The following is an 11951-nucleotide window of genomic DNA, read 5'->3' as shown; positions in this document are numbered from 1 at the left end:
TTAGAACCAATACATTAATTGTAGAGCCCAAACTTGCCAGTCTTCCTTGCTGTTATTGATAGGATCAGGGAAGATGATTGGCGTTAATCGCGCAGTACCTTTCACCCAATGGTTTTCTAATTGTAGGCGAACATTTGGCTTAAAATCATAACTTAAACCTAGAGTGGTCGTATGCTGATAGGCAAAATAATGTGGCACAAAACCACCGCTTCCTGCTTCTAACATATCACCGTCGCGATCGTCTTTGTTTCCATAAAATCGCTCAACACGACCAAGTAAGGTCAAGTCATCTGTTAATTTATAACGTGCTTGACCATAAATGCCTTGGCTAAATCTATCGAGCAGTGAGCCAGTGAAATAAAGATTCTCTAAACGAAATCTCTCTTGCATCATTTCACCACTGAATTGCCAGCGTTCTCCTTCATAATTGAAGTTTGCCGTGTAGCGTTGAAGGACGAGTTTGCCGTCAACAAACGGATCTACGTCTCCTGCTTCATAATTAAATTCAGCCGTTAACGCACCTAATCCGAAACGCCACGGTGAAAAATCTGACGGCTGCCAGTAAATGCTTGATTGGACATCAAGCTCGTGTTCCAAATCACCAGAAGCGAAATCACCCAACATAATGCGGCGTTGTTTATCAGAGATCTGAGAGCGACTCGAAGACAAGTTAAAATCAAAGTTACCGTAATTTAGTGAGTCGTGCTTGTGGTTAATATATGCGCCTGTACCACCTACACTTAAATCTCGAGTTGCGTCAAAATACATCCCTTGTGGAAGTAATATTGATGGCCTTGCCATTGGTACATCTCGAACACTTGAATACAAATAGGTGTAATTTTTAATTTGACCGAAGTATATATTGGTATTGTCATTTTCATCAGAGTACGCATGCCAATCCAACATCAAGTAATCGATTCGTGCGCCTTCGTTGTACCTATTGCCGCCGTTTATATAAACACCTTGTGCAGCTAAACGTAGTCTTTGTGATATCTGATAAGAAAAGTTTAAGCCAACTTCTGTCAATTCAGGAGAAACATCACCATCGTCATTTACGTAGGTGGTATCTTCCGCTTGAATAACGCCTTGGGCGACAAACCCGTGCCACTGAAACTTGTCATTTGCATAAGCAGATGTTGTGCACGCAAGTGAGGCAGCGCCTATGATACTAATTAAATTTTTCACTATTATTTTGCCTCCTTTGCAATCACGTTTAGTCCATCTAATGGTGAGCTTTTATCAACATAACCAATAGCACCGGGAGTGGACTTAACCGCCTCAATCAATTCTTCCATACTGTTAACCTTTACTGGTGGTTGAGCTAGACCAGAGAATGTCAATTTGATCCACATTTTATCGAGTTGATAGGGAAAGATTTTCAACTCTGTCTTTGTGAACTCTTGATGTGTTGGATGGGAGCTGGGCAACGTGTAAACAACAATACCTTGGCCATCAGGCCAAGTCGTTTGTCGCATCGTATAAATACGTCGCAGCTGAGCGGTCGTTAATTGCTTCGTTTCAACAGCAGGATGGGAAACAACATAAGCTGCTTCCGCACGGCTACAAAAAGCCCCCACTACGAGCAATATTAAAAGGCATAAATGTTTGATAGTTAGTCCCTTACTCTTCATAACGCTTACATGCGCAAATCCTACAAGGTCGGAAACTCGGTAAATTGCTGATATTAAAGCCACTTACCGTACTTGTTAATCATTTGTAAGTGTAGCGGATTTTAAAAAAAAAGCTCGTTTTTCTTAGCTATACGTCATCAGACCAGTATTTTACTGCTAATTTCTGCGAAAACACTATAATGTGTTGCTAAAATTGCGGATTAACAAAATTCGACAACAAAGAAATTGTAAAACCATCATAAACTATGCAATGATGAGTTTACCTTCAATTTGATGAAAGATAACTAAAGATGGACGCAAAATTTAACATTTTAGTGCTAAACGGCCCGAACTTAAACATGCTAGGAAAACGAGAACCTGGCATTTATGGTGCTTTATCACTAGATGACATTATCGAACAATTAACGACGCAAGCTGCGCATTTCAACGTGTCATTAAGCCACGTTCAATCAAATGCTGAGCATGTGTTAATCGATGCCATCCACAACAGTTTCAATCAAGTTGATTTTATTATTATTAATCCTGCTGCTTTCACCCATACAAGTGTAGCACTGCGTGATGCTTTATTATCGGTAAACATACCGTTTATAGAAGTTCACCTTTCAAATGTGCACGCTCGTGAAACGTTTAGGCATCAGTCATATTTATCTGACGTTGCTCAAGGAGTTATCTGCGGTCTTGGTCATAAAGGTTATGAATTTGCCCTTGATTTCGCCGTAAACTTTTTAACAACGCAGAAAACCAAACAAAACTAACAAAGGTGTTCCAATGGATATTCGTAAAATTAAGAAATTAATCGAGCTGGTTGAAGAATCTGGTATCAGCGAAATTGAAATTTCTGAAGGTGAAGAATCAATTCGCATCAACAAAGGCGGCACTGCTATTGCTCAACCAGTAATGCAAGCGGCACCTGTAATGGCAGCTCCAGCTGCTGCTCCAGCAGCGGCACCTGTTGCAGAAGCACCAGCAGCAAGCGCGCCTGCAGCTATTTCTGGTCACGTTGTTCGTTCACCAATGGTCGGTACTTTCTACTCAGCCGCATCACCTGATGCAGCAGCATTCGTTGAAGTAGGCCAGCACGTAAATGCAGGTGATACATTATGTATAGTTGAAGCAATGAAAATGATGAACCAAATTGAAGCTGACAAATCTGGCGTTATCAAAGAAATCTTAGCGCAGAACGAAGACGCTATTGAATTCGATCAACCGCTATTCATCATTGAATAAGCCCAACACTGAGGGTAATTCCATGTTAGAAAAAGTTGTTATTGCCAACCGAGGTGAAATTGCACTTCGTATTTTACGCGCATGTAAAGAGCTTGGCATTAAAACAGTCGCGGTGCATTCAACTGCAGACCGCAATTTAAAGCACGTTTTATTAGCTGATGAAACGATTTGTATTGGTAAGCCACCTGCAACTGAAAGTTACTTGGATATTCCAAGCATCATTACGGCGGCAGAAGTTACAAATGCTACAGCTATTCACCCTGGTTACGGCTTCCTAGCGGAAAACGCAGACTTTGCAGAACAAGTAGAGCAATCAGGTTTCACATTTATTGGCCCTAAAGCGGAAAGCATTCGCATCATGGGTGATAAAGTTGCTGCAATTCAAGCAATGAAACAAGCTGGCGTTCCTTGTGTACCAGGTTCAGATGGTCCATTAACAGACGATGATGAAGCTAACCTTGCACACGGTAAGCGAATTGGTTACCCGGTAATCATCAAAGCTTCTGGCGGCGGCGGTGGTCGTGGTATGCGAGTAGTTCGCGAAGAAAGCGAATTGCTTGAATCAATCCAGTTAACGAAAACTGAAGCTCGTCAAGCATTCAACAATGATATGGTTTACATGGAAAAATTCCTTGAAAACCCACGTCACGTTGAAATTCAAGTTATTGCTGATGGCCAAGGTGGTGCGATTCACTTAGGTGAGCGTGACTGTTCAATGCAGCGTCGTCACCAAAAAGTTGTTGAAGAAGCACCTGCACCAGGTATCACACCAGAAATGCGTAAGCAAATTGGTGAACGCTGTTGCCGTGCATGTATCGAGATTGATTATCGCGGTGCAGGTACGTTTGAATTCTTATACGAAAATGGCGAGTTCTACTTCATTGAAATGAATACGCGTATTCAAGTAGAGCATCCTGTGACTGAGATGATCACTGGTGTTGACTTAATCAAGGAGCAATTACGTGTTGCTGCTGGTCAGCCGTTATCTTACACACAAGATGATATTAAGATTTCTGGTCATGCGATTGAGTGTCGTATAAACGCGGAAGATCCACGTACATTTATTCCTTCACCAGGTAAGATCACGCGTTTCCACCCTGCTGGTGGTATGGGTATTCGTTGGGATTCTCATATTTATGCTGATTACTCGGTTCCGCCACACTACGACTCAATGGTTGGTAAGTTAATTACTTACGGTGATAACCGTGATGTTGCCATTGCACGTATGCGCAATGCCTTAAATGAGCTTGTTGTTGACGGTATCAAAACCAACATCGCATTACATCAAGACATCTTAAATGATGAAGGCTTTGTAAGCGGTGGTGCTAACATTCATTACTTAGAGAAGAAGTTAGCTGAGCAAGAATAGATTTTTGCTTATCACAAGAATAAATGGGGCTAGAGTAAATTTACTCTAGCCCCATTTTTTTATATCCTACACATCCCAACGTTATAAGATTGATGCTATGCCTAACTCAGAAGAAATCATTGAAAAACCAACCCAACCAGCAGATGATGACTGTTGTGGCGGTGGTGCATGTAACCCATGTGTTTGGGACGCTTACAATGCAAAAATGAGAGCTTGGCGAGAGCAACAAGCTAAATTAAAAGGCCAAGACAACCTTCTCTCAACTAACCTACTAGGGTAGTTGGCTTTTCAGATAGTTTTCTATGAAATTTTGAGCGCTTGTCGTTGCTTAACTCGTTTCATATTAGAAGGTAACTGAAGCATCACTATTAACGCGATGCAAGTAAACATTAAGCTTGCAAATACGATTGACGTACCGTTGTGAAAGAATGCCAAAATAGGGCCTGCTAGTGCGCCTACACCAAATCGTAAGACCCCTATAACTGCTGTTGCAGTACCTAAATGCTGTTTAAAACGCGAATAAACCAGCGCATCGGCATTTGCAGCAATAATCGATAAGCTTCCCATTAACGGCAGCAATGTGCCGACAAAAAATTCAATAGGTCCATTCGCTAAAGTCACTAACATTAAGGCCGTTGAAAAAATTACTGCTACCAACATGCCAGCATTAAGCATTGCGCGCGAACCGAATCGCCCCACGAGTCTTGCATTGATAAAGTGGGCGCTCATTAATGCAAAAACCACAGAACCAAACAATACGCTAAATTCAAACTCAGACGTGCCATAAACGGTTAAGTATACAAAGGGAATAGCGGTTATGTAGCTAAAAAATGCCAGTGATACAGTCATTGAAGTAATCAAATCAACACGTGCTTTTTTGCGAGCAAAAACCAATTTATAACGACTAAAAAACTCCAACGATTGCTTTGTCGTAGCTAACTCTTTTTTCTCTGGCATATATCGAATAACCAGAACAAACATTACGAACGCGTAACTTGTCAACACAATGAATATTAACTGCCAGCCACTAATCGAAAGTAAAACGCTGCCAATGGTTGGTGCAATCATGGGTGCCAACATCATCACCATCGATACGTATGACAAGCCTTTCGCGGTGTTTTTACCGTAATACTCTTTAATGGTTGCAGGTATCACGACAATAGCAGCGGAGATGACAAACGCCTGTGCAAAGCGTAAGGCAAAGAACATTTCTATACTTTGGCTAAAAATTTGCGCAAAACTACAGACCAAAAACCCTAATACACCCAAGATAACCAGCGTCCTTCTCGGGCTAATGTCGGATAAAGGTCCAAATAACACTAGGCCCGATGCATAACCCAGTAAATAAATACTTAAGGTATTTTGCATCATGGGCATAGTTGTCGAGAAATCTTGAGCCATTATCGGCATTGCAGGCAAATAAAGGTCGATCGCAAGTGGCGACAATGCCATCACACTTGCCAATAGAATGATCAAACTTTTTAGCGAATTTTCGCCTGCTTTTGCCATGAAATTAATCCTCGTAGATCAATTGATACTTTTGATAATGTTGGTGAATTATCTCACCTAATGTCTTGATTGCCTGTTCGACTTTGTTATCCCACTCGACACCAAAACTAATGCGCATATAGTTATGATATTTCCCTGAGGGAGAGAAAATAACGCCAGGCGCAAAGCTTACGCCAGCATCAATTGCCTGTTGAAAGAAATCACTCGTATTCACTTTTGAAGAGCATCGAACCCAAAGGACACTTCCTCCTTGTGGTTGGCTAATGCATACGTCTTTTGGAAAATATTGTGCGATCGCACAACGCATGCGCTCACAATTATACATGAGTTTTTTACGCAGTGTCAGTAAATGCCTATCATAGTCACCGGATAATACATATTCCGTCAACGTCCATTGCGGTAACATCGCCGTTGAACAAGATTGTGCTCGTTTGATTCGCTTTGCTTCTTCTTCGTATTTACCGGGTAACAAATACCCTACGCGATAACCTGGCGCTGCCGTTTTAGAAAACGACGAGCACGTCATCACTAATCCTTCCGTTGAAAAAAGCTGAGCTGGTTTAGGTTTTTCGCCAGAAAAATACAATTCACCATACACATCATCTTCAATCAACGGTACTTGATAACGTTCAATTAACTCGACCAGTTTAGCGCGTTTTTCATCTGGCATTTTTGAACCTAACGGGTTATTAATTGCCGTAGAGAAAACACATGCTTGGATGTTATGTTCGGCGATGCTCTGCTCTAATTCTTCTAAACAAATTCCTTGTTCCGGGCAGGTGTAAATTTCTACCGCTTTCATACCGAGCGTTTCAATAAGTTCGGTGATGCCAAAATAGCACGGTGACTCTATTGCAATAACATCACCTTTTTGAGCAACACATTGCAGTGCGATAGATATTGCCTCTTGAGCGCCACATGTAATAACAATATCTTCGAAGTTAACTTGCACACCTTGCTCTTGATAGCGATAAGCAAGCTGCATGCGAAGCTTCTGATCACCATTAACGGGCCCATAACTAACCGCTTTGTCCGAGACTTGTGACAACACCTTACGCATTAATCGCGCTAGTGTTTTGTCTGGCGCTTGAACTTTAATTGGGTTTGAAATCCCCAGGGCAACAGTATCTGGAATATGAATAGCGTCGTATACCTGCTCAATTAAGCTTCGACAGTTCACTTCAACAGGGTTAGCACCAGCCCATTTGTTTCGCATCGGTAACAGGGTTTTAGCTGTCGTCGCTTTTACATAGTAGCCAGATTGTGGTCTAGCTTGCACTTGGCCTCGTCGTTCCAGCTCTATATAAGCCTGCTTTACTGTTGGCACACTAATACCAAATTGCTGACTCAACTTACGCAAACTCGGTAATTTATCTCCCGCTTTTAATAAGCCTTGCTGATATTGTTGCTCTACAAAATCGATAACCTGTTGATATAAAAAGGCATTCGCTTCTCGGTCTAAAACTCGCAAACTGTATAGGTCTCATTTTCGTTTTTCTGTATATGTTATTAAAACAAAAACTCGATATCCTATGCAATATCTTTTGATCGCTAAGTAACACATCCTCATCAATGTGTGCTCGCTATACTTAGCCCAACCAAGGAGAGTAGAAATGAATAACACCGCTTTATATATCATCACTGTGTTGATCTGGGGCTCGACATGGATCGCAATTAATTACCAATTAGGCGATGTTGCGACTGAAGCTTCACTAGTCTACCGCTTTGGCCTTGCGGCACTTGTGTTATTCGCTTTTTGTAAATGGAAGAAACTCGATTTATCAATGAACATCCGTCAGCATATGCAAATTGCGGTATTTGGCATGACATTATTTGGTGCAAATTATTACTTTTTATATATGGCGCAAAGTCATATTAATTCGGCGCTAACATGTATTGCGTTTTCAACCATCATGATTTTGAACATCATCAATTCTCGTATTTGGTTTAACACAAAAATTTCAAGCCAAACCTATATCGGTGGAGCACTGGGGTTAATTGGTATAGTGACACTGTTTTGGCCACAAATAGAACATTTATCGTTGAGTGATAAAACCTTGCTAGGCCTTGGTTTATGTTTCATCGGTACTATGTGTGCGTCAGCCGGCAATATGATTTCTATTTTGAATAAAAATAAGCAACTTCCAATCGTTCAATCGAATGCATGGGGCATGATGTACGGCACATTATTTATGGCGATTATCGCAATGGTTCAAGGTATTGAGTTCACCATATCTACAGAGCCTAGCTACCTGATTTCATTGTTTTATTTATCAATTTTCGGTTCTGTAATTGCGTTTGGCTGTTACCTCACCTTGCTTGGCAATATTGGGGCACACAAAGCATCATATTCAACCATTATGTTCCCTGCAGTAGCGGTTGTTATTTCAACATTTGTCGAAGGCTTCGAATGGAATACGTACACCGTTGTTGGCTTTATCGCGATTATGGTTGGAAACATTGTGGTGTTGGCTAAACCCAAACTATCGTTAAAACAGTTGGACAAACCAACACCAGTCAAAGTTTAATTTGTGCTAAACCTCATTTGATCAGCACACGGCATGACTATCCTTCCCGTCATGCCGTTTTTTCTTTTTATCTATATTACTGACCGATTGGTGAGCCAGGTGGTAAGCGTAACTTGTTCGCTTCTTGGATACGGTTGTTACTTTCTAGGCTCGATTTAATCATCATATTAAGTAACGTGAACTGAGCAGACATTGCTTTATATTTGCGATCATCGGCTTTATCTTCCAACCACGCCGCCAGCCCTGTTAAGGTTTTATAAACGTCAGCTTTAACTTCAATTACCGTATTAGCGCTATGCCAAAGCGTCAATAGTTGCTCGACAACCTCTTGGTTAATTCGTTGTTGAACCAATACCGACAATCCTTTACCCGGCTTTTGCTTAACCGTTTGCGCCAATAATTGCGTTAATAGATCATTTACGCTTGGCACATCATCGTCAAACCTATGGTGTTGAGCAAGCCGCGCTAATCGGCCTTGATTGAGTAGTAAAGATAACGTGTGCTTTGCGTTAGCTTGTGCTGCGGTAACCGGATCAAAGGTTAGGCCTGTATTTGATGTGAAACTTTCGCGGTTACGACTGTAACCATAGGCTTTTGGAGGAATTAACTTAATTAACGACTCTGGTAATGTAAGTGAGTTGGCATCCAAGGTTTTTAGTAACGCAGTTAGTGCAGCTTGCTGAGCTTTACCGTCTACTTGGCTTACCCCTTTAACTTTTTGCTCACCTTTTACTTCATAGTGATAATTAACGCCAGCAATAAGCTTAACAGCAGCTTCAACTTGGAAACGATGGAAGTTATAGATAGGGACTAGCACTTGCTCAATTTCAGAAAGCGGTGTGCCCTTTGCTATCGAGTTAATCCCTAAATTGCGTAACGCATGCTCACGCACTTCCATCATTCTATCTAGCTCTTGCGTCGCACTCTCACCATTGTCCCATAAATGCGCTGTCGCATGTCCGCCTGAACGAGGTCGAGCGTCAGGATCAGAAATATACTGCAGCCCTTTTGTTTGGGCTTGTTCAACCAGCTTTGCCAATACATCTGCTTCTTGTTCTGGCGCATAATCACCATATCCATAAGCAATAACAAACTTATCCCAATCACCTATTTTGTCATCATAAGCCTGTGATAAGTCTACTTTCCCTTTATTAAGCAGGACTAATGGGTGTGGGTAATCCATAACAGAAGCTCGGTTATTTACACTAGCTGCAAAGTTATGTGCGATTCCTAACGTATGACCCACTTCATGAGCAGATAATTGACGAATACGGGCAAGCGCCATTTCTTTCATTGGTGAGGTATCTGAATTCTCCCCCTTAAACGGAGAGGTTAGTCCAAGCGCAATGAGGTAATCTTGTCGCACACGCAATGATCCTAATGTCACATGACCTTTTAAGATTTCACCTGTACGAGGATCTATCACGGAGGCGCCATATGACCAGCCACGAGTTGCGCGATGAACCCACTGAATCACGTTATAACGAACATCCATAGGGTCTGCATCTGCTGGCAGCATTTTGACCTGGAATGCATTCCTATAGCCAGCCGCTTCAAATGCCTGATCCCACCACATTGCGCCGTCTATCAACGCGCTTTTCACAGGCTCTGGCACACCAGCATCTAAATAGTAAACAATCGGTTCAACCGCTTCACTAACCGCAACATTAGGATTTTTCTTCGTTAAACGATGGCGAGGGATAACGCGTTTGATCATATCTTCTTCAATCGCCGACGCGTAGTCAGCATGCTCTACTGACCAGAAACCACTGAAAGGGTGGAAAGCTCGAGTTTTGTAGCCAGCGTCAGGTAAAGCAATCAAAGAGTGATGCATATTGACACTCACAGCATTAGGTTCAGGCGAAACCGAACGAATATATTGACCAGTCCCCTTTCCAACAAATGTGACTGTTGCTTCTAATTCGGTATTCTTTGGAAACGCTTTAGAGCGTTTTTTATAGAAGGCACTGCGAGACTTATCGACTTTAAAACTCCCTTGTTTCGTTTGAGATAAACGATTAGACACTTGATGGATATCGGATAACAAGAACGGCGTGTAATCGACCAACACCGTACCTTCGCCATCTTGAGCGACTTTAAAACCCCAAATAATTGAGCTCGCAAACGCCTCGTCAATCGCCTGTCGTTCTAACTCATTATCGGAATTTGCTCGATAATAGGTATTAACCTGCCTCAAAAACACCTTATCACCGACACGTTCAAACCTTACGATACGAGTATCACCTAATTGGCCACGATCTAAACCAATATCATTTGAGCCAACACCTTTTGGCAAGCTGCTTTGAAATAAAAACTCTTGGTTTAACTTATCAATGGAGAGGTAAACCTTGCCAGTTGTGTTATCGACGTAGAAGTCAAAATACCCCTGATGATGGTCTTTACCTTTGACGAAATCGTTAAATGACGTTTTTGCATGTACATTCAATGCCAAGACACTGAGGAACAACGCAAATAGACGAATAAATTTCATGTGTTTCCCTATTATTTTTACTGAAATCGGTGAGTGAATTCTGTATAATTTTTTGTAATTTTTTTTGAAAGCTTTCAGTAAATTTGATCATTTTTAATGAACGGTAAATTTACGTGAGCTAATTTACATCACTCTACGGCAATTAGGTACCAAGATGCAACGACTAGCCCCAGCGTTACGTGAAGATAATGTTCCTCTAGATTTGATCTCTTTAATTAAAACCATACTTGCGGCGACCAAAGAAATCTCTTTCCGTGTTAGCCAAGCACACTTAGGTGGTTTAATGGGCTCTACACTTGATGAAAACATTCAAGGTGAAGTTCAAAAACAATTAGATGTTGTAGCAAACGAGCTAATTAAAGACATTCTTCTTGAGTCAGGTTTTGTTAAGGCTATTTCATCAGAGGAAGAGGACACCTCAGTTGCAGGCGAAGAGCATGGTAAATTTATTGTCTCTTTTGACCCATTAGATGGTAGCTCGAATATCGACATTAACTCGTTAATTGGCACGATTTTCTCAATCCATGAAGCTATTCCTGATATGGCTGCTGACAACCCTGACCAATTTAAACAAGCTGGCCGTAAGCAAGTATGTGCTGGCTATGTCCTGTATGGCCCTTCAACAATGTTAGTGATGACAACTGGTAGCGGAACTCATTTCTATGTACTAGATAGAACACATGGTGGTTATTTACTTGTTGAGCGTAATGTACAAGTGCCTGCTGATACGCGTGAATTTGCCATTAATATGTCAAACCAACGTTTTTGGGAAAAGCCTATGCAGAACTACATTAATGATTTAGTTGCAGGCGAATCAGGCCCTCGTGGTGAATACTTTAACATGCGTTGGATAGCGGCAATGGTCGGTGATATTCATCGCGTATTAACACGTGGCGGTATTTTTACTTACCCTACGGACAATAAAAACCCGAACAAACCATACAAGTTACGTTTGATGTATGAAGCTAATCCAATGAGTTTCTTAGTTGAGCAAGCTGGTGGTAAAGCGATGACGAGTCAAGGCCCTATCATGGATATCGAACCAACAGATATTCACCAACGCGTCGAAGTTATCATGGGCTCACGCAATGAAGTTGATACTTGTTTATCTTATTACAAGTAAATCAACCATTAAAAAATTCAAAGGGTTAGCAAGATGTTTGCTAACCCTTTTTTTATGCCTGTAAATAAATTTA

General features: G+C 41.4%; 11 protein-coding genes. 6 read left to right on the top strand and 5 right to left on the bottom strand.

Annotated features, from left to right (window positions below):
- Both QQK05_RS01900 and QQK05_RS01895 read right to left on the bottom strand, forming a co-directional pair.
- Positions 1-1185, bottom strand: coding sequence for a porin family protein (locus QQK05_RS01900; RefSeq protein ID WP_284295680.1), 1185 nt, complete (start codon positions 1183-1185; stop codon positions 1-3).
- Positions 1186-1187: 2 nt separating this feature from the next.
- Positions 1188-1631 carry a substrate-binding domain-containing protein gene (locus tag QQK05_RS01895; protein ID WP_284295679.1) on the bottom strand — a complete coding sequence of 148 codons (444 nt, stop codon included), beginning with the start codon at positions 1629-1631 and terminating at the stop codon, positions 1188-1190.
- A gap of 290 nt (positions 1632-1921) precedes the next feature.
- Here QQK05_RS01895 and aroQ point away from each other — a divergent pair, with 290 nt between their 5' ends.
- The 4 genes from aroQ (at position 1922) to QQK05_RS01875 (ending at position 4507) form a co-directional block, all read left to right on the top strand.
- The gene (gene aroQ, locus QQK05_RS01890; RefSeq protein ID WP_284295678.1) at positions 1922-2386 is read left to right on the top strand and encodes a type II 3-dehydroquinate dehydratase; all 465 of its coding nucleotides are present in this window, start codon (positions 1922-1924) and stop codon (positions 2384-2386) included.
- 13 nt (positions 2387-2399) lie between these two features.
- Complete coding sequence (gene accB / locus QQK05_RS01885) at positions 2400-2858, top strand: acetyl-CoA carboxylase biotin carboxyl carrier protein (protein ID WP_284295676.1); 459 nt, start codon at positions 2400-2402, stop codon at positions 2856-2858.
- Between the two features lie 22 nt (positions 2859-2880).
- Entirely contained in the window at positions 2881-4227 is a 1347-nt protein-coding gene (accC, locus tag QQK05_RS01880; RefSeq protein WP_284295675.1) for an acetyl-CoA carboxylase biotin carboxylase subunit, read from the top strand.
- A 97-nt stretch (positions 4228-4324) separates the two neighbouring features.
- Positions 4325-4507: an oxidoreductase-like domain-containing protein gene (locus tag QQK05_RS01875; protein WP_284295674.1), complete on the top strand. Its 183-nt coding sequence runs from the start codon at positions 4325-4327 to the stop codon at positions 4505-4507.
- Between the two features lie 20 nt (positions 4508-4527).
- Here QQK05_RS01875 and QQK05_RS01870 read toward each other — a convergent pair whose 3' ends face one another.
- Together QQK05_RS01870 and QQK05_RS01865 are read right to left on the bottom strand one after the other, a co-directional pair.
- Entirely contained in the window at positions 4528-5736 is a 1209-nt protein-coding gene (locus tag QQK05_RS01870) for a multidrug effflux MFS transporter (protein ID WP_284295673.1), read from the bottom strand.
- 4 nt (positions 5737-5740) lie between these two features.
- Positions 5741-7207, bottom strand: coding sequence for an aminotransferase-like domain-containing protein (locus QQK05_RS01865; protein ID WP_284295671.1), 1467 nt, complete (start codon positions 7205-7207; stop codon positions 5741-5743).
- 142 nt (positions 7208-7349) lie between these two features.
- On the opposite strand from QQK05_RS01865, the gene QQK05_RS01860 reads away from it, so the two are divergent.
- Positions 7350-8264: a DMT family transporter gene (locus tag QQK05_RS01860; protein ID WP_284295670.1), complete on the top strand. Its 915-nt coding sequence runs from the start codon at positions 7350-7352 to the stop codon at positions 8262-8264.
- 76 nt (positions 8265-8340) lie between these two features.
- Here the strand turns inward: QQK05_RS01860 and QQK05_RS01855 are convergent, their stop codons facing one another.
- Entirely contained in the window at positions 8341-10755 is a 2415-nt protein-coding gene (locus QQK05_RS01855) for a zinc-dependent metalloprotease (protein WP_284295669.1), read from the bottom strand.
- A 154-nt stretch (positions 10756-10909) separates the two neighbouring features.
- On the opposite strand from QQK05_RS01855, the gene QQK05_RS01850 reads away from it, so the two are divergent.
- A complete protein-coding gene (locus QQK05_RS01850; RefSeq protein WP_284295668.1) occupies positions 10910-11878 on the top strand; it encodes a class 1 fructose-bisphosphatase in 969 nt (322 codons plus the stop codon).
- Positions 11879-11951 lie beyond the last annotated feature (73 nt).

The sequence above is a fragment of the Thalassotalea loyana genome (assembly GCF_030161435.1).
In the GTDB taxonomy this organism is placed as follows: Bacteria; Pseudomonadota; Gammaproteobacteria; order Enterobacterales; family Alteromonadaceae; genus Thalassotalea_G; species Thalassotalea_G loyana.
The sequence above is the reverse complement of the archived record's forward strand: the minus strand, read 5'-3'. Positions and strand labels throughout refer to the sequence as shown.